This window comes from Sporosarcina sp. GW1-11 (assembly GCF_033088395.1).
GTDB lineage: Bacteria > Bacillota > Bacilli > Bacillales_A > Planococcaceae > Sporosarcina.
In genome coordinates this window covers 14754-34233 of record NZ_JAPMIW010000010.1, presented here as the reverse complement: position 1 = coordinate 34233, position 19480 = coordinate 14754, and the positions used below count along the sequence as shown (strand labels likewise).

19 protein-coding genes are annotated in these 19480 nt (G+C 38.5%); 18 read left to right on the top strand and 1 reads right to left on the bottom strand.

The annotated features are described in order from the left end of the window. Window positions 1-202 precede the first annotated feature (202 nt). The 6 genes from ORD22_RS08155 to ORD22_RS08130 all read left to right on the top strand — a co-directional run bounded on the left by ORD22_RS08155 (window position 203) and on the right by ORD22_RS08130 (window position 4167). Window positions 203-448 carry a hypothetical protein gene (locus ORD22_RS08155; RefSeq protein ID WP_317645439.1) on the top strand — a complete coding sequence of 82 codons (246 nt, stop codon included), beginning with the start codon at window positions 203-205 and terminating at the stop codon, window positions 446-448. Window positions 449-708: 260 nt separating this feature from the next. Next, window positions 709-1923, top strand: coding sequence for an ISL3 family transposase (locus ORD22_RS08150; RefSeq protein WP_317645438.1), 1215 nt, complete (start codon window positions 709-711; stop codon window positions 1921-1923). 83 nt (window positions 1924-2006) lie between these two features. After that, on the top strand, window positions 2007-2324 hold the full coding sequence (locus ORD22_RS08145) for a hypothetical protein (RefSeq protein WP_317645437.1): 318 nt from the start codon (window positions 2007-2009) through the stop codon (window positions 2322-2324). Between the two features lie 93 nt (window positions 2325-2417). Then, window positions 2418-2690, top strand: a complete 273-nt coding sequence (locus ORD22_RS08140) for a hypothetical protein (RefSeq protein WP_317645436.1) — start codon at window positions 2418-2420, stop codon at window positions 2688-2690. Between the two features lie 217 nt (window positions 2691-2907). After that, window positions 2908-3213, top strand: coding sequence for a DUF3892 domain-containing protein (locus ORD22_RS08135; protein ID WP_317645435.1), 306 nt, complete (start codon window positions 2908-2910; stop codon window positions 3211-3213). 510 nt (window positions 3214-3723) lie between these two features. Then, window positions 3724-4167: a hypothetical protein gene (locus tag ORD22_RS08130; RefSeq protein WP_317645434.1), complete on the top strand. Its 444-nt coding sequence runs from the start codon at window positions 3724-3726 to the stop codon at window positions 4165-4167. Between the two features lie 576 nt (window positions 4168-4743). Here the strand turns inward: ORD22_RS08130 and ORD22_RS08125 are convergent. After that, the gene (locus ORD22_RS08125) at window positions 4744-5607 is read right to left on the bottom strand and encodes an ATP-binding protein (RefSeq protein ID WP_317645432.1); all 864 of its coding nucleotides are present in this window, start codon (window positions 5605-5607) and stop codon (window positions 4744-4746) included. Window positions 5608-5919: 312 nt separating this feature from the next. On the opposite strand from ORD22_RS08125, the gene ORD22_RS08120 reads away from it, so the two are divergent. The 12 genes from ORD22_RS08120 to ORD22_RS08065 all read left to right on the top strand — a co-directional run bounded on the left by ORD22_RS08120 (window position 5920) and on the right by ORD22_RS08065 (window position 19310). Further along, entirely contained in the window at window positions 5920-6156 is a 237-nt protein-coding gene (locus ORD22_RS08120; protein ID WP_317645431.1) for a hypothetical protein, read from the top strand. A gap of 180 nt (window positions 6157-6336) precedes the next feature. Next, window positions 6337-8817 (top strand): Ig-like domain-containing domain, encoded by a 2481-nt coding sequence (locus tag ORD22_RS08115; RefSeq protein WP_317645430.1) that lies wholly within the window; start codon window positions 6337-6339, stop codon window positions 8815-8817. A 298-nt stretch (window positions 8818-9115) separates the two neighbouring features. After that, window positions 9116-9871, top strand: a complete 756-nt coding sequence (locus ORD22_RS08110) for an SDR family NAD(P)-dependent oxidoreductase (protein WP_317645429.1) — start codon at window positions 9116-9118, stop codon at window positions 9869-9871. A 356-nt stretch (window positions 9872-10227) separates the two neighbouring features. Continuing rightward, entirely contained in the window at window positions 10228-10839 is a 612-nt protein-coding gene (locus tag ORD22_RS08105) for a ribonuclease H1 domain-containing protein (protein ID WP_317645428.1), read from the top strand. Then, window positions 10793-11326: an RNase LS family HEPN domain-containing protein gene (locus ORD22_RS08100; protein WP_317645427.1), complete on the top strand. Its 534-nt coding sequence runs from the start codon at window positions 10793-10795 to the stop codon at window positions 11324-11326. The genes ORD22_RS08105 and ORD22_RS08100 overlap by 47 nt, the downstream gene beginning before the upstream one ends. Before the next feature lie 27 nt (window positions 11327-11353). Then, complete coding sequence (locus ORD22_RS08095) at window positions 11354-11710, top strand: type II toxin-antitoxin system RnlB family antitoxin (protein WP_317645426.1); 357 nt, start codon at window positions 11354-11356, stop codon at window positions 11708-11710. A gap of 876 nt (window positions 11711-12586) precedes the next feature. Further along, window positions 12587-13708 (top strand): SpoIIE family protein phosphatase, encoded by a 1122-nt coding sequence (locus ORD22_RS08090; protein ID WP_317645425.1) that lies wholly within the window; start codon window positions 12587-12589, stop codon window positions 13706-13708. 15 nt (window positions 13709-13723) lie between these two features. Next, window positions 13724-14149, top strand: coding sequence for an ATP-binding protein (locus ORD22_RS08085; RefSeq protein WP_317645424.1), 426 nt, complete (start codon window positions 13724-13726; stop codon window positions 14147-14149). Continuing rightward, on the top strand, window positions 14150-15844 hold the full coding sequence (locus tag ORD22_RS08080) for a methyl-accepting chemotaxis protein (protein ID WP_317645423.1): 1695 nt from the start codon (window positions 14150-14152) through the stop codon (window positions 15842-15844). It begins immediately after the preceding gene. A 14-nt stretch (window positions 15845-15858) separates the two neighbouring features. Next, window positions 15859-16245: an STAS domain-containing protein gene (locus ORD22_RS08075; RefSeq protein ID WP_317645422.1), complete on the top strand. Its 387-nt coding sequence runs from the start codon at window positions 15859-15861 to the stop codon at window positions 16243-16245. Window positions 16246-16366: 121 nt separating this feature from the next. After that, complete coding sequence (locus ORD22_RS08070) at window positions 16367-18337, top strand: sensor histidine kinase (protein WP_317645421.1); 1971 nt, start codon at window positions 16367-16369, stop codon at window positions 18335-18337. After that, a complete protein-coding gene (locus tag ORD22_RS08065) occupies window positions 18330-19310 on the top strand; it encodes a response regulator (protein WP_317645420.1) in 981 nt (326 codons plus the stop codon). The genes ORD22_RS08070 and ORD22_RS08065 overlap by 8 nt, the downstream gene beginning before the upstream one ends. The last annotated feature ends 170 nt before the right edge of the window (window positions 19311-19480 follow it).

Genomic DNA, 19480 nt, shown 5'->3' with positions numbered 1-19480 from the left:
AAAGAAAGAAGTAGTAAACGGTGTCTGTAGTAAAGGGTGCCTGTGCACCACACAATTCGGACACTATTCTGAATACGTGAAAAGCAGTTAAATAAACCAGCCAACTATCCTTCGGGATGGTTGGCTGGTTTATAATACTAGTAATAGGGAATGATACTAAAGGAGTTCTCCTGAATAATGAAGAGCTTAAGAGGTAACTAATATGTATTATTGTGAGTTTTGTAAACAGCCAATCGAAAAGCTTAGAGATGGATTGGTTCTAAAGATAAGATCTGGAAATGGCGATTTTGAAAAAGGTTTGGTACTTCACAAAGGTGATTGTGATGATAACGTAGCAGCTTTTTACAGTAATCAAGGTAAGAACACAAATGGTACAATGACACTTGATATGTTGGAAAGTTTAGAGTGGGTCGAAAAATATCGCGTAACAGGAGAACTACCTCAGTAATTTATCAAACAGTGCCTGTGCACGACACGATTAAACGGTGTCTGTGCACCACACAATTCGGACACTATTCTGACAATCAGTTAGAATCATCGATGAATGAAGTGAGTCCTCTAATCGAGCAATCGGTTAGGGGGCTTTTCTTATTCGGTTCTATAATATTTGTTGGGGTATCCGTACAATTTGCATAAAAAAATGCACGTGATCACCAATTTCTTTTATACTTGAATTGTCGAAATACAAGTAAAAGCGAAAGGTGATACGTGCATATGAATTTTAACATGAATATTCCAGGATTTGAAGAGGTACTGATTGAAAAGATAGAAGAAATTGGGGATCGTACCGTGCTGTATGTATCGATGCCTAAAAAAGCCCATCATTGCCCTAGCTGCGGTGCACTCACGTCAAAGATCCATGACTATCGCATGCAGAAAATTAAGCCTCTTAAATGGTTCGAACGGCTAACCTGCCTGTTTTACAAAAGACGTCGGTATGTTTGTGCGTGTGGGAAACGTTTTTCTGAACATGCGCCTTTCGTCGACAAATACCAACGTTTCTCCAAAGAATGGAATCAAGTCGCGCAAGTACGATCAGTTAAGGCGAAAACATTTAAAGAAGCTGGCGAAGTGTTAGGAAGCTCTAGTTCCACCATCATTCGGCGCTTTCAACGGATTGCGAAAAACGAAATGGTCGAAGGGGTTCGTCTACCCAAAGCCATTGCGATCGACGAATATAAAGGGGACACGGATGCAGGGAAATTCCAGCTCATTATCGCAAATGCCGAAACGCGTGAACCGTTGGAGATCCTTCCAAACCGCCGGAAAGAAACGATTCAAAATTACCTTCGTCAGTATGGCGAGGATGTAGAATTGGTCGTGATAGACATGAATCCTAGCTTTAAAGCCGCGGTAAAGAAAGCATTGGGACGTCCTGTCATTGTCGCAGACCGCTTCCATTATTGTCGTTATATCTATTGGGCATTGGACGAGGTTCGCCGGAAAGTGCAGAAAGAATGGCATGCCTATGATCGAAAAAAGTGTAAACGGATGCGGCATGTATTGTATAAGCGAAAAGAGAAATTAACGGATAAAGAACGTTGGTATCTGGAACGCTATTTGGGGATGTCAGAGGAGCTTCGACAAGCGTATGAATTAAAAGAAGCTTATTGCGCGTGGTTCGATTGGGCAAAGACAGCAGAAGATGTAGCAGAAGTGAAAGAGCAGCTAGAAGCATTTTATCAGAAGGTGGAAGAGGCTCAACTGCCCGCCTTATTAAAGGCCATTAAGACCTTTAAGAACTGGCAAGTGGAGATCTTAAACAGTTTTATCTTCCCTTATTCAAATGGCTTTTTAGAGGGGATTAACAATAAAACAAAAGTGATGAAACGCAATGCCTATGGCTATCGACGTTTCGATCACTTTAGAGCGAAAATCTTATTAACTATAAAGTATAAAGAAATCGGGGTTCATTTAGGGTGACGTGGATTATGAGTCACCCCAACATTTGACGTTGAACCCTTTTTGTTACAATAGGAGCAGTTCATCATGATAGTATGAACGCTATGAAAATGAAATTATTAGCAGCGTCACTTGCTTCTGTCATGCTTATTGCAGGTTGTTCCGGTGATAAGGAAGAGTCTGACGCAACGAAAGAAAAAGCACCTGTAGAGCAAGTGAATGAAAACAAAGACGATGCGACGTCTAACATCAAACAGAATGAGGCATTGACGAAAAAAGTGCAAGAAGAGAAAGGCGTTATAGATGGCCAAGTGTACGAGCAAGACGATACAGCTGTAGGTACACTACTCCTCGATAAAGAAGTCAGTGATAAGGATGCGAAAGAATTAGCGGAACGATTTGCTAATAAAATAATTAGATAGGGTACCAGGTCCCCACACAATTATAATCCACTTAACCATTTGAGTAGATCACAAGAAAGGACTGGCCTTCGGGTTGGTTCTTTCTTTTTTGATTTGGTAGAATGGTTGGGAAGGGTGGTGAGTGATATGTCAGATTTGGAAACAGTAGTTGCTGCTATACCTATTGGAATTACGCCAGAGGGATGGAAAGTTCTAAAAAATGATAAAAGTGCTGCGCTTAAGTTGATTGATGAATGTCTGGACGGTTGCGATAATTCGATTTCAGAAGTGAATTTGAGAGAAACAGATAGAGCTGTCTACCTGCCTTATTTAAATTCTTGTAAAAAAGAACTTAATCGGATCAAAGATATTTTGCTGAACGATTAATTTAATAGAAGCAAAAAAGGACTGAGCCGTGTTTAAGCTTAGTCCTCATAGAATGGAAAGTCGGTTGTAACTTCTCCTGTATCCAGATCCACATGCATAGCTGATACTTTTAGGTTAAGGTGCACGGTAGGATAGAGTACCAGGTTCCCACACAATTAATCCTTTATCACGGTTCACACGAATCAATTAGTAGAGAAAGAGAGTGAGGTGAAAACTTATGAGCAAAAAATGGGCGGACTATCTAATTTCGAAGGTCAGATATGACGAAAATCATAATTATATCACCGATTTGTTTATCCATGAAGATAGCGGTGATAATGTTGAGGTAGGTAAGGCTTATCCGAGGCAATCGGTTGTAGACGCTATCCTAAAGGGAACTTCTTTTAACACTATTTATCAAGAAGATAGTAAATGGAAAAATGGAGCTAAAGTTGAAGTTGTAGTGATTGATAATAAAAATTACTTAAGAACGGATTCTAATAAGATTAAGAAAGATAATTTGGGAGAGTTACCTGAGTTTTGAACATACATGCTACTGTGGACTTCAAAGAGCCCATCCGGACAGAAATTACTAAGATTACTCTGGATGGCTTTTTCTATTCAGCTAGGTTTCATGATTTTTACAAGGCTAAAGATAGGGTACCAGGTACACACAATTCGAACACAATTCAAGTATATAAATGAGGATACAAGAAGGAAGCCTTTTGATCGTGGAAACGATTGGATGGCTTCTTTCTGTTTGTCAACATACGTTAACACTTAAAAAGACGGTACCAGGTCGAGCGACCGAGCCTAGGTTGCAACGTATAGCGGGTGGAAAGATTAAAAGAAGGTACCAGGTACACACACAATTCATACACTATTCCGACAATGGTAGTTGATGCTAAAGAAATTGTCCTACGATTGAGAAATCAGTCGAGGGGCTTTTTCTCGTTTGGTAAGCCCGTAATCAAATAATGCATATATTATGAGAGCACCTTCCTGTATGATCGAGTTATCATTTAGATAAGGTAAAGAAACACCGATTATCGAATTGAAGAACGTTAAAAGAAATGAGAGTACTTCTTTCGGTGGAAAAAGCGGCACGGAAGTTACTATTTCTGAAGAAACCGCATTAAACCTAAATCGTGATGAGTTTTTAAAAATACTTAATTCAGTGAACATCGGACTTGCCTCTAAAGAACTCTTAACGCTTCTTAGCATGTATGAGGTATTGATTTATCATGAGCAGAAGGCCGATAAATCGTCTGATCGCTTTCTTGAATCCACTATAATGAAAGTAGATATTGAAAATGCTATTAGAAACGAAATTATTATAGGGTACTTATATTATCATAAGAAGCTAAAACTTGATACGATTACGACTAACAAATTCTATAAAATTACTGGTGATAAAATTGAATTCAAATATGAAGTGGACGAGTCACTTAAAGAGAAACTAAGAGAAGACATGGCTAAGAATCCAAATGAGTATTGAGCATCTGCTAAAAGGTGAATGCTTTTTTATATGTAGTGAAATGATTAAAAAGGCTGTTGATTTTTAAGTATAACAGCCTTTTATATGGAGTATTGTAAAGAAAAGTCTTTAGATTTTTCAATACTGTAGTCAAGTCCTGCGAAGTTCAAATTGAGTTGTGTGAAGCTGCTCGATAAAAGTACGGATTATCGTCAAACTTCGTGGAATTGGCCTTTAAAGTTGTGCGAAGCTTAGGTGATAATTTGCGAAGCTGCCTTCAAGTCCTGCGAAGCTCAAATTGATTTATGCAAAGAAGCTTGATAAAAACGCGAGTTCCCATCAATTTTCATTGAATTTCCGCTAAAAACTATGCGAAGCTCAGATGCTAAATTGCGAAGCTGCTTCGAAGTCCTGCGAAGCTCAAAATAGCCTATGCGAAGCTACCTTGTAAAAACGCAGGTTCCCGTCACTTTGTACTGAATTTATGTCGAAACTGTGCGAAGCTTAGATGCAGATTTGCGAAGCTGAACATACATACGAAGCTTAAGCGTCGGTTTTTGATAAATATTTTATACCAAAAGGTGTTCAGAGTTCTATTTACTTCAAAGTATAATACTGGTTTGGATCAGTGGGCGATGTACTAATATGAGTCAAAATCTCTTTCTCACAAAGTTCTTTAAGTGTTTTTGTACAGAAGTTTTTGCTTCTACCCGAAAATTGGTGTAATTGGTTTGTTGTAATTCTTCCTCTGTTATATACAATCTCGATTGCCATCTTTTCATAATCATTCAAGTCATCCCAGGCAGGCGATATTAGAGAGCTGATTCGTTCTTCTTTTCTAATTCGTCTCATTACAACGTTGTTTTTCAACGTTAGGATAACGGAGCTTTCCGATTCCGTGTATTCGGGAGCATCTAAAAAGAAATCCTCCATCTCTTTATACATCCGTTTGACACCTTCACCGAGTTCCCTAACCCAACGAAAGTCAGTTAAAGCCCTAGCTATGCGTGAGTTTCTTGAGTATCGAACTTGCTTAATATTGTCCCGATTGACGATGTGGGGAAAACGACCTGGACTGCTAATTTCCAATCGATCATCAAACATTTTAATTTTGATATCATCGCCCATAATATTATAAGCACGGTGTGTAACAGCATTTACAACTCCTTCTAACCATGCAAACTCAGGGTACTCCGGAACGGTTGCAAACTTTCCAGATAACGGGTCTAAGCTAGTGAAATCACGTAGTTGCGACGAAATAAATTTTTTAGCTTGCTCAAGCATAACAGGAAGCGGTCCCTCGATAGTACTTTGCTTTATGATATTCATAGCAGTTCCGACTTCTTCTCTGCTTCCTTCGTACCTTATGAAGCGGATTCTTGAATTAGGGAAGAAACGCATCGGATATTTTGCAAAAAGCAATGCAGCAGCAGCAGTAACTTGTATGCTGTCATCCTCCATAGGGTTTATGAATCCGCGGGCGTATAGCGGTTGTGTCAAGTCATCACCTTCATATCCTACTGCTTTGCTGTACTGACGCAGAAGTTCCTCATCTAAATCATTTAATGTTTACAGCGGATGAGATCCGGATGAATAATGAGTACTTGAAAGCCACTCTGCAGAAATTGTCTCCGACTTTTGATGCTTGAACGTTTGTTAGAAAGAATTGCGGTATCGGAGCTTAAAGATAAATTCATTCTAAAGGGTGGTATGTTGGTGGCACTATCTATGATATTCTAAAAGGCAGGATATCCGGCACACTCTGCCGAAGAATTGGCATTCACACAGCAGGAAGTGAACTTTATTGCGGATTATATATTCACAAAGGAATTGCTAAAGCGGCTGAAAGAAATGTATAAAGTCGGCGATAAAGAAAAATACGTGGAAGACTGGCTCGCTCCGTACTTCATCGCAATTCTGAAAGCGCGGCCGGCCGTGAAGAGTATGGACTCTATGTTGCAGAACAAACATGAAGCGCTGAGGATTACTGAGGAAGCGCCTTGCTTGTAGGATACCAAAACACAGTTGCGGATCTAAAAGGCTAAGCCGCTAGTCTGACAGTAAAAGTTCTACAACTAGAGAGCGCATCATAATCGTGAAAACGGTCGGTAGGCTTTTTCTGCTTTGACGTAGGTTGATAAGCAAGTGTCAGATCGTAATGGTGTTTTAAAATGAATAGGAGGGGATTTTTTGCGACGATTCGTTAGGCAAAAGTCTATAGTCATCTTTATACTGTTAGTTTCTATTGTATGTATGAATAGCATGATCGGTGCTCATCACACTGTACAAGCTGAAACGGATTGGAAGACTTTGCCGGATCAGAATAATGTTCCAATAAACAAAGAGTGGATTATTACGTTCAGCGAGGATGTTGAAATTTCATCTATTACCAATACACATATATACGTAACAGATGAAGTGGGTCAAGTAGTTCAGACGACCGCTGTATTAATAGATAACGGAAATAAAGTAAGGATACAGCCACCTAAAGAAGGCTATCGTCCGAATGCTTCTTATACGTTATTTGTTGCGCATGAAGTATCTTCTGCAAAGCGTAGATTATTAAGCACTCCTGTCAAAATGAAGTTTCATACAAGTAAACAGCCCGATCAGTCGAATGTCTTTGTACCGCGTGAAGATCGTGAAGATACCATAACTTATCAAGAGCGAGTGACAAGTTTACCTAATAATATCGTGCAGTCATTAGGAGATTTGAATTATGAAAGGGATAGATTTGTTTTTAAGGGTCTACCTGACGTACTAAAGAAAGTAACGAATGGGGATATTGTTATTTTTCCTAAAACTGAACAATATCCTTTTGGCTGGTCAAAAGAAATTGTCAATGTCATATATGAAAGGAATAATACTGTTTTAATCACTAAGGAGCCCAAGTTAGAAGATGTCATAAAGGATATTGATATTTCGAGCGTGTTAACCATTACAGCAGATGATTTCAAACTAGATCCTGAAGTTTATTCCAATGTGTCAACTGTAGTAAATAAAGGAGAAAGACGTACTTTTGAAGTTGAAAATCCTGTGGATCATTCGATAGGTAAAATTGAAATCGGAAGTGAAAATGGAAATCCTTATGTGGAGTATAGTGACGTTCAATTAATTCCTGAAGGAAAGGAATTTGGGGCGATCACACTTGGTGGGAAGATCCAACTCATCAAACCCGTTGTAAATTTTGATTTTAAGGGATTCACGTTGAATTGGCTGGAAGTAGACAGCGGATTGAAAAATGAGATGAACGTAGAATTTGAATTGAAGAGTTCTAAAACAGTACCGTTGAAAATTCCGCTTGGCGTGTCGATTCCTATCAAGGCATACGGATTGGCAGGCGCCGAGATTCAATTTTTTATAAGTTATGGGGCAAGCGGAAAAATAGTAATTGAATTTGAAATTGTTGGTGATAGCTCTTATAACCTTGGTGTGAAGAAAGAGGGAGGGGACTATGCTCGTTTCAATCGCTCTACTAGTGATTTGTCCGTTGATTTTCTATCGATGAAAGGTGAAGCGGAAGCTCAACTTGGTATAGGTCTAAATGTAAACGCCGAAGCTCTGCAGTTTACACTTGGCGGTATAGACGTTACGGGCGGTTATAAAGTTAAAACAGCTGGTGAAATTGACAAAGATCGAGTATGTTTTAGTGAAAAAGGTGAAATATATTTTGAATCATCCGCACGCATAGGATCGAAGAAAAATACATTTTGGGATATAACATATCCATTTCTCACTATCCCATATCGACAGAGATCCACGTGCAGTTTTGAGGAATTGATAGCAGACCCCCTTGTGTTAGCGCCAGGCGAGACGGCCGAATTAGGAATTAGCGGAGTTGATTATAAGAAAGAAATACATCCTCTGATGCTGCCAGACAGTAATGTAAAGGTAAAGGTGGAACATTTGAATGTGGCTACGGTTAATTATCTTGGTAAAGTACACGCAAGAGCAAATGCAAAAACTGGTGACCAAACCTTCATTACCGTTACATATAATAATGATCGGGATGCCATAGTAAAAGTGATTGTTCCGGTTAGAATTGCAGACCCAGCTTTTCTAGATGAAAAGAAAAAGATGGTCGAATCGATAGGACCAGCTATAAGAAAGGTTTTTGAAACAGCAGAAATTGTCAATGATGCTTACAGAGATTTTTCTTATATTGAAAATGATTTGAAGGCGCTAGTCACGCCTACTTATTTAGAAGAACTAAGACGTTATTATGAAGAATGGATGCATCCGACTATAGACATCCTGTTGTTTGCAGAACCTGTATCCACAGCATTGAAATTTGAAATCATCGAGTCGAGCTCTACAAGACTAGTATTGAAAACAGTTATACCGAACCGCGGATTAAGTTCAGGCGCTAATGAAATATATACGTTTGTAAAGGTAGGTCAGAAGTGGTTATTAGATGCTGTCGATGGAGAATCATTTGTAGATTCACCGATCAATCCATCAGTAGATCAGATACATGAGTATTTACAGACTAGCTATTTCGAAGATGCCCGAACAGAATATATTTCAACAGGAATAGAAAGAATATATAATCAGCGAACAGGCTCATATGATGAATGGAAGTATTATCTGTTTACTGCGCAAACGTTATATGATCAATATGAAGTTAAATTTTATGCGCACGACGGTTCCATTGTGCTGAATAAAAAGTGATATAAAGGCGATACGAGGCTTCTGAAAATATATACACAACTCATTCAAGACATTGCTGAGGTCTTCTGATCATGAAGGTGATTAGACGGCCTCTATATGTTGGAAGTTCACTTTACCCTAAGGTGTAATATATAACGATTGAAGTTCTACAGATCGGGTACCAGATCCCCATACAATCGGTGCCAGGCACTATAAGAAAAGATAGTTGTTGATAAAAAGGAAAAAACTTTCAACGTAGTTAGAATAATAGTAAAATATAAATGTAGTAGAAAATAATGGATAGTTAGGAGATGGGGAAATGTCTGAAAATAAAGTAGTTGTCATTACGGGTTGTGCAACGGGTTTGGGACGTGAAACAGCACTCAAACTGGCAGAACAAGGTTATCGACTAGTACTTGTAGATTTTAATGAAGATGCAGGGAATGACACATTAGCAACAGTGATTGAAAAAGGTGCCGAAGCGATTTTTGTCACTGCGGATGTTTCAAAAGAAGAAGATGTACAAAACTATGTCAATGAAGCAGTTAAAAAGTTTGGAACCATTGATTTATTTGTGAATAACGCAGGGATAATGGTGCCGATGAGACTACTTCATGAATACAATATGGACGAATACAATCGGTTAATGGGCGTTAATTTACAAGGTGCATTCCTCGGTTTGAAATACGTCATTCCAGTGATGCTGGAAAATGGTGGCGGCCATATTGTTAATACCGTTTCGTCAAACAGTTTTAAACCCACTGCATTTAACGGACTTTATTCAGCATCAAAACATGCGTTAGCTGCCTTGACGAAATCAATTGGACAAGATTATCAAGAAATGAATATTCGCGCGGTTGGTGTCGCACCAAACACAATGAACACTACAATTGGTGTAAACCCTTCTAGTCATTTAACAGAAGAGCGTTTTGCGAAGTTAATCGCGTCAACAGGACCGAATATTGCAGCGGAACCTGAAGAGATTGCAGATGTCATTATTTTTGCGCTCACGACGGGTGCAACGATGCTAAATGGAACAACAGTAAATTGTGCGGGCGGGCAAATATTCCAGTAACATAAGGTACCAAGCACCCACAACGTTACCTATGCACCGAGGGTACCAGGTACACACGCAATTCTATGGCGCTGGCCCCGGCATTCGGAATGAAAAAAGGATTCGGTGTATGATCATGTTGTAAGCAACAAGACGTGTTTACATTGCAAACAGATGAGATTTCCTGTAGTCTTGTAAAGACTGAAATACGATTTAATAGATTCTCGTAACCCCATGTGCCTGAACAACTGGTTTTCTTGAATAGAAACTGGTTGTTTATTTCGTTTAGTGATAGATTTACCTAAATCTCCATTCTGTAGGGCACTTCTTCGTAGGGTAATACTTATAAATATGCGCTTACAGGAGTGGTGATTAACGTGGCAAAAAAATACTACGCAGTAAAACAGGGAAAGAAAACTGGAATCTTCACTACATGGGATGAGTGCAAACAAAATGTGCATGGCTATCCAGGTGCTGAATATAAAAGTTTTATAAATAAAGCAGAAGCTGAAAACTATCTGCATGGCGTCCAAGAAGATGAAGTCATAAAAGACCAAGTAGATGAAGTTGATTCTGATGTCGTAGCTTATGTGGATGGTAGTTTCAATAAGGAGAGCAATGAATTTTCTTATGGAGCAGTGATCTTCTACGAAGGAGAACAACTCCATTTTAACGAAAAATTTAATGATCCTGAGCTTGTTTCGATGAGAAATGTTGCTGGGGAAATCAAAGGGGCGGAAAAGGCGATGGCATTTTCGATTGAACAAGGTGCCAAGACCCTTTCGCTCCACTACGATTATGAAGGAATTGCAAAATGGTGTACAGGTGAATGGAAAGCGACTAAGCCGGGCACTATTAATTATAAGAACTATTATGATGGGATAAAAAAAGATCTGCAGATTCGATTTGTAAAAGTGAAAAGCCATTCGGGTAATGAATTCAATGACTTGGCAGATAAGCTTGCTAAAGAAGCCTATACAAAAAAATGAAATCGAGGAATTATCGCACAAGGATCCTGTTCCTGAAAAGCCTTGCACTTTGAATTTTTATAACAAAAATAATGGTACAACATCCATGAGTGCGACAATGAAGTTAAGTGATGAAATTGAAGATTATGCTTGCTATGCTTTCCCAGCATTACGTTCATTAGAAGGATATTTAATGCAATTGTTTAGCATGGAAGATATCGTGATTACCCATACATTTGGGTCACAAAGCGGTACGCATTTTAATTATAAGAAACAGACGGATTCCTTTGTTTTAAGAAAAAAAACTGCCGATGAACTAACAAACTCTAAAAGCAAGGAAGTTTTAGAAGAGGTTTATAATTATTTCAATAAAAATCGACATCAATTGTTCCATACCGATCAAATCCTTTACACCACTGTCATCTTAGAAAGTAAGCTCGAGGCAGACCGGATTGTATATGACGTGATTAACATGATTGAACGCACATATACATATCTTACCGCATAAAATAACTGAGGGAGAAGGTGGTTTATTGTGGCTGATTTCAATGTAATACAACTTAATAACGGCCCATACGACTACTTGTTAATTGCAACAAGTTTTCGCAGCTCCCTCAGTGATTTGGCGAAGCTAAATAACGTTGTGAGCTTAGAACAGGGAAAAGTCCTATTTGATTTCATGTTGATTCATGGAAATAAAAAGAATCGCTTTGTAGAATGCGATGTAATTGACGCTGCCTGTGAGCGACAAACAATTAAAGTTGCAGAACAAGTGGACGATGAGATTCGTAGAAGAAGCTCGTTGTATTTTAGGGGAAATGAACAACTTATCAAGAATAGTGTCTTGCCAAAGGCGCTTCAGTACCTAATTACAACTGGCGATGTAATATAGACCGCTGGAAGGCGTAGTTCATGCCTGAATCCAAATATTCCATTTGCGGGGGAGCAAGACTATACGTTTTGCTCTTTTTTCATGCCCAGATTTATAAATGATAACGCTTCTTGATTTGGGGTATTCTGCAAACTCTATAAGAATGGGGAATACAGTCATTGAATCTAATCATTCCGGGTATACTGGCGATGGATTCTTAGGGAAAAATAATAACATCAATTCTGGTTTTATTGTAGAAGCTACCAAAGACTTACAAGTATTGAAATTAGATATGCAGCAAAAGTTGGGGGACAGTATTATCTTAATGTTACGAATGACTATGCTTCTCTATATCAAGGTGGCAATTTAGAAGATTTTACTGCAACTGGAGGCTGGACTTCTTGGGATGTAAAAACGATCAATATCTCAGGTGAAAAAGGTCAATATATCCATTTTGCATTTGCTACTAATGGTGCTGGTGGAGTGAATGCTGATTATATTAGGTTTATTGAATAGAAAACTAAAGAGGGTACCAGATCCTCGCACAATTCAATTCCTTTAAATTTAAACGGCGATAGTTCAAGTTATTTGATTCGGAACCCTAATACGGTGATCTTCATTTTGGAGTAATAGGGAGAGAATCTGTGTCCGGCATAGAGCTCCCGCTAGAAAAAGGTTGAAAGAACGAAGATGGAAGTCTTCTAATCGTGAAAACGATTGGAAGGCTTTTTTCTGCGTTACTTTGCCAAGTTCCAATCATTTGATTTTCCACTAATCTAGGCCATATTCTACATCTACTCGATAGGGTAAAAAGAAACCGTCTATATCTTTCTACACAGTCTTATCGTATAATCAATTTGAATCAGTAAATCACTAATTATGAGGAGCAATCGGTGAATGGCGATTATAATTATTGGTGATGTTGAGAACGATGTCCTAAAAATTCAAAAGAACTTGCAACAGTTGGAACTGTATACCGTTCATGTATTCCAGAGTGCGTATACAGCTATTCAGTACAAGCATTTGGCGCCAGAAGAAGAAGTTAGGCTCATCATTTATGATGCAAATTTAAATTTGGATAATTGTGATGCGCATTGCCGTGAAATTGAAGCACTGAAGATTTGGCGGGATGTACCGATTTTGTTGTCGACGTCTTATGAGAAGCCGGTTATTTTTGAACGGTTGCTGGATGTGGGGATATTTGATTTTATCCTGAAGCCTTTTGATTTTATTCAACTAAAGACGCGTGTAGGGATTGCGCTGAAATTTTATGAGGAAACGAAGAAACGAAAAGAGCATGAGGTTCAGTTGAACACAGATTTGGCAATTGCAAAAAACGTGCAAAAAAGTGCATTGACGAAAAGGTTGATGCTACCACATATCGAAGTGGATGGTATGTATTTCACATCCCAATCACTAGGTGGGGATATGTACTGCTGGTTTCAGCTGGATGAAGATTTAACCGCCGTGATGCTTTTTGATGTGATGGGACACGGGGTTCCGGCGGCGCTCGTTACGATGTCCATTCGTTCGTTGCTAAAGGATATTATCGTACGGTTGATTGATCCTGTGCGTGTGATAAAAGAAGTGAACCGGAAAATTTATGAGCTGTTTTATACAGATGGTTTGGATTCGTTTTTAGTGACAGCTATCTATGTAATCATTGATAAAAAGAACGGTATGTTGCGGTATGTAAATGCTTCACATCCCGAGGGGGTCATGTTTGGGAAATACGGAGAAACAGTCATGATGCATGCGAATTCTCCTATTCTTGGGCTATTTCCGACAATTCAAGTGCAAGCGAAAAGTATCCGTTTGACGGGTTGGCATCGGATTATTTTATATACGGATGGGTTGTTGACGTTATATCCTGACCAGAAAATCGACTGGAGCTTTTTTCATTCGTATAGTTCACAAAACGGTGACCTAATGTTGCGGAAGTTAACGGAAGAGAACGGATTGTCCCATTTACCATTGGAAGATGATATTACAGTTGTTTCAATAACAACAGCATTATAAGTGAGGGAACTGCTTATGGAATTTACATTCACGATCAAACCGAACCGACAGTCAATAGAGTTAATCGATCAATTAATGGAGACGTATACTGAGTTGTATACGATCCCATGCGCCAGAGAAATTTGTTTTGTGACGCATGAGCTTGTCATTAATGCAGTAGAGGCGATGGAAAGGGATGGACGGAAGGAACCGATTGAAGTGTACGTGCGTGATGAAGATAAACAATTATATATTACGGTGACCGATTATGCAGAAGGAATACCTAAAGAGCAGTGGCCGACGGTGTTGGATGCAAGTGCGAACAATGATAGTTATTGTGAGCGAGGGCGCGGCTTTATGTTCATTCAGCATATGGTCGATCAGGTGTGGTTTGAACAATTATCTGACGTACAGTTTTTAGTCGGTGTGAAGAAAAAATTAGTAATTTCGGAGGAAAAGTAAATGAAATGGTCGATCGGGAAAAAGATAAACTTAGTCATCTTACTAGCGATTTTACTGCTTTCGGGTATTTTAAGCGGTCTGAATTATTTCGCCACAAAAGAGAATTTATTGAAAGCGGCAGAGGCTAAATTACTGTCCGATTTGCAGCTAAGCATAGAGTTGTTAGATAGTTCCGTGCCGGGCGACTGGTCTATTACAAATGGTTCCTTATATAAAGGTAAAATGGATATGAATGAAGCGTTCGATATCCCCGATCAGTTGGAAGAATTGACAGACGGCAATACGATGTCGATTTTTCAGGGGGATACACGGATTACCACAAATATTATCGAAAATGGGGAGCGGCGTTTAGGGACGAAAGTTGCAGATGATGTAGGAGCTGTTGTACTCGGAAAAAAAGAACGTTTTGTCGGTACTGCAGATGTTCTTGGTACGCCTTATCAATCCGCATATGATCCGATCGTTGATAAAAATGGAGAAGTGATTGGGATTTTCGCGGTGGCGGTTCCTACAGCCCCTTATATAAAAATTGCGGCTTCTTCTGCCACGCAGACTATTGTAATTTCGCTAGTCCTTGCGCTACTTTTCATTCTTATCACAAGCCTGATCATCCGGCGCATGATTATTCAGCCAATCAATCATTTGCGTGACAATGCGAATGAATTAGCCGATTTGAATTTGAACGTCGCACTTTATGAAGCGAAAGGAACGGACGAAATTGCGGAACTGTCAGCGGCATTCCGTAATATGAAAAAGCAGTTAACGGAAACAGTGCAAAATGTTGCCCGAAACGCCAATGAAATTGCTAATTCTTCTGTTACACTAGCGGAATCATCCCAGCAGACAAATGAAGCGGCAAGTCAAATTGCTTCAACGATGAATGAAATTGCGGCGGGTGTGACGATCCAATCTGAACAAGCAGAAAAAATCACAGGTATGATGCGTGATACGCTTGCTCAAGTGGAAAGTAATTTAGAAAATGTCGAGCACAGCTTACTGAATGCACAACAATCTACTGTCATTGCGCTTGAAGGAGAGCAGGCGATTAGTAAAGCGATAGAACATTTAAGCACGGTAACAGAAACGGTAAGCTATGCGACCGATTCAATTCAAAAATTAGGTATGCGATCAGAAGAAATCGGTGGGATTATTACTGTCATTACCGAAATTTCGGAACAGACCAATTTACTGGCGCTGAACGCTGCAATTGAAGCGGCACGAGCCGGTGAACACGGTAAAGGTTTTGCGGTCGTTGCGGCAGAAGTCCGTAAACTAGCTGAACAATCAACAGCTGCTGCCCAGCAAATCACAGATCTGATTACGGATATTCAAGCCGAGACATCGGTGACCGTACGGACGATGGAAAGCAATTTAACTGCAGTGGAAGAACAAGTGGTCATTATTAATCAAGGCGGAGAAGCGCTGAAGCATATAGTGGAGAAAGTAAGCGTGACGGAGTCGGGTGTCGTGCAAATAAAAGATGCGTTCTTTAATGTGAATTCCAATTCACATAATGTCCAAGATGCAATCTATACGATTTCTGCGGTTATTGAAGAGTCTGCAGCAGCGACAGAGCAAATTGCTGCTTCATCTGAAGAACAGTATGCGACAGTGGCGGAAATGACTGACAATACAACTAGTTTAGCGGAAGTAGCCGACCGCTTACGTGAAGAAGTAAATAAATTTAAAATGTAATGGGGGCAGTTACTATGGAACAGAAAACAGCAGCATTGCAAGTGCTGGAAAAAGATACGTATGTAGCACTTGAGTTTTCGGGCTATTTACAGTACACCTTAATTGAAGAGATGAAAAAACGACTGCATAGTACACCGTTTAAAGAAGGACGGAGCTTCATCTTGGATATGAGCAAAGTACAAAATATCGATAGTACAGGGTTCGGTATGATCGTCAATTTTGCAAAAAAAGTATCTTTAAAAAACGAGAAAATCGCCATCATTATCGTTGACGATTTTGTCCGCAAGTTATTCTCAATTTCCCAATGCGATAAAATTTTCCCGATCGTCAATAACGAAGAAGCTGCCTTACAAATTATCCAGCAACCTGTTGAGACGGAGTTGTCTATTAACGATTATTAATCAATGGTGCCGAGCAGACTGAATCCCTTGACTGAGTAAAATCAGTTAAGGGATTTTTTCTGTGTGTCATAACGTTTCTCTGATAGAATAGTAAGTAGCAAATTGTCGAAGGGTGAGACTATTGAATCGTGTCAAAATATATATTATTTCTGTCATCCTTTTAATGCTAGTCGTTCTTATCTATTATTATGCCCATGCGATAAAAGAAACTTTGACTATTACTAATGGAGAAGTAGATCTTACCCAAACAGATTTTGATGAAAAAGGTATGATAGCTCTTGATGGGGAGTGGGAACTTTATTGGAATCAATTGTTAAATCCGGATGATTTCCTTCATGAGCAACACGATGTACAGTACGCGCTTGTTCCGGGCAACTGGTTAAATGATCTTAATGGTAACACGTATGATGCAACAGGGTACGCGACCTACAGGATGGTCGTTAGAAATATACCGTTAGATACCAAATACTTTGGCATCCTTAAAGGAAATATTAGAAACGCAAGCCAAATATTTGTGAATGGTGAGATAGTGTTAAAAGACGGTGAAGTTTCGGAGACTTTAGATGGAAATGTATCAGGTAATAACTCAAAAGCCGCTTATTTTGAAGTGAAGAGTTCAACAGCGGAAATTATCATTCAAGCCGCTAATCATGATTACATCGTTGGAGGTATAGCCAAACCAATTACATTTGGAACACAGAAGGAAATTATCGAGCTGCATCAACAAAAGATCATGTTTGAGTTTTCTATGATTTTAATCGTAGTCATTATCGGGTTGTTCTATCTATTCTTATGTTTAGTCAATAAAGAGTATCGAAAGAAAGAGCCTGCTACTCTTCCGCTTGCATTAAGCTGTCTATTCTATGGTGTGATGAGTAGTATTTATAGTGAACGGATTATTACAGTGATCTTTCCGTCTATTAGTATGGATAGTACATTTCGTTTCGGTCATCTGATAAGTGCATTTACCGTCATTACGGTTTTGATCGTGGTCAATAAAGTGAGTTCTGTTTTTTTATCGAATCGAATAAGAAATGTTATGCTTGTGTTTTACAGTGTTTTTGTTTTAATTACCCTACTATTTCCTTTGGCTACCTATTCGAAAATACTAGTATTTTATATGATTTACACCGTGCTATTTTACTTTATTATATGGATCAAAGTTTTGTTTCTTTTTATTAAACGAAATGGTTCTAATATTACTGATATAGAACATATTGCGATGATTATTTCCATATGTAGTATCTATTTATTCTGGTTCGATATGATTTTATATAGTGTAGGGTTGAAAATAGATATGTTCATCTCTTTTCTCACCATCCCTATTTACAGTATTGCGTTTTCGGTTTTACTGATTTTTAGATATACGTATTCCTATAAAAAGAATGAAGAACTATCTAATCAATTAATCGAAACGTTCTCCACATTAGATCAAACAGTGAAGAAAGCGGAGAAAAATGAGTTGGCTTTTTTACAAGCGCAGATTAAGCCACATTTTTTATTTAACACGCTAAGCAGTATTATTAGTCTTTGTTATACGGATGGGAACCGTGCAGGTGAAGTACTTTCTAATCTGTCAAACTACTTGAAACGGTCTTTTCAAGTAGATATACAAGCTGATTACGTAACTATTGAGAATGAGTTGAAATTGATAGAGGCTTATATAGATATTGAGACAGTCAGGTTTGGAGACCGGATTAATATGATTTATGATGTCGATGAAGAGGTTCTTTCGTTTAAAATCATTCCTTTAGTAATTGAGCCGCTTATAGAAAATGCTATCCGACATGGGGTGTTGAAAAATAAAAGTGGCGGTGAAGTGAAGTTAACACTAAAAAGGAAAGAACATGGCGTATATATTGGTGTGGAAGATAACGGTAAAGGTATAGATGTCTATCAAATGAATGCTATTCGAAATGGTGATAGGAATGTGCAATCTTTGTCCGGGAACGGTATAAGCTTGGCGAATATCTATACAAGATTGCAAAACTTTTATCATGTAGAGTTGCAATTTGAAACAGGTCATACGGGAACAAAGGTCTATTTTACCATACCTTTGAATCATGATAAGGAGGAGGTGGCCGATGATTAAGGCTGTGTTAGTAGATGATGAACTCCTAGTATTAATTCATTTAGAAAAAATTATTGGAGAAACAAACGGCATGCAAGTAATCGGTGCATTTACAGACCCAGAACAGGCATTAAACGAAATCCCACGGCTGGAACCAGACGTTTTATTTCTAGATGTAGATATGCCAGAAATGAGTGGAATTGAGCTGGCAACGACACTCATGCAAGCCGGTAATGAAGAAATGGCAATCGTTTTTGTGACGTCATATGAACAGTATGCCATTCATGCCTTCGAACTAAACGCAATTCACTATATATTAAAGCCAGTGGATAGGCGATCGGTGGATGAGGTTTTGAAAAGAGTGTACAAGAAGAGAAGAATGGAAAGAAAGGATATTAGTAAAAATAGTGAAATTTGCTTGTTTGGGAATATGCACTTGCGTATAAACGATCACCAAACCGAGTTTATGACAGCGAAATTAGAAGAGCTCTTCGCCTTATTGATCATGCATCGAGAGAAGGGAATAAGCAAGTGGCAGATCATTGATATTCTGTGGGAAGATTCCTCTATGGAAAAATCACAACAAAATTTATATACGATGATTTTCAGGCTGAAGAAATTGTTACGAACTGCCGGTATTGTAGTCGATATGGTAAGGAAAAATGGTATATATAAAATAGTGCTAACAGATGTACACTGTGACTTAATCGAGTTTGATAAATTCATAAATAAAAAGTTGGAAATTGACAAACATACGCTAGAAGAATTTGAAAAAAACATTTCACTATATCAAGGTGATTTGTTTGAAGGCAAAGATTATATATGGTGCATCCATACTATAGAGGGGTATTATCAACAATATGTTCATCTTGTTAAAGAGGTTGCCAAGTATTATAGTAAAAATGAATGTCCTGATCAGTTAGATAAATTGTTTCATACCGTTAAACCTATCATAAGAGAAGAAGATTTAGAGAAAATAATATCTATAATATGAGAAGGCAAGTTTTATACATGTAATTGTATAAGACTTGCTTTTTTTGTGTTAAGAAAACGAGAGCTATGTAAGAAAAATGTAAGGTTTTTTTGATAGATTAATTAGTATATAGCTCGACTAGTGATTCCGAATGTAAATGGTAGGTAGCACAAGTTTATATAAGTAAAATT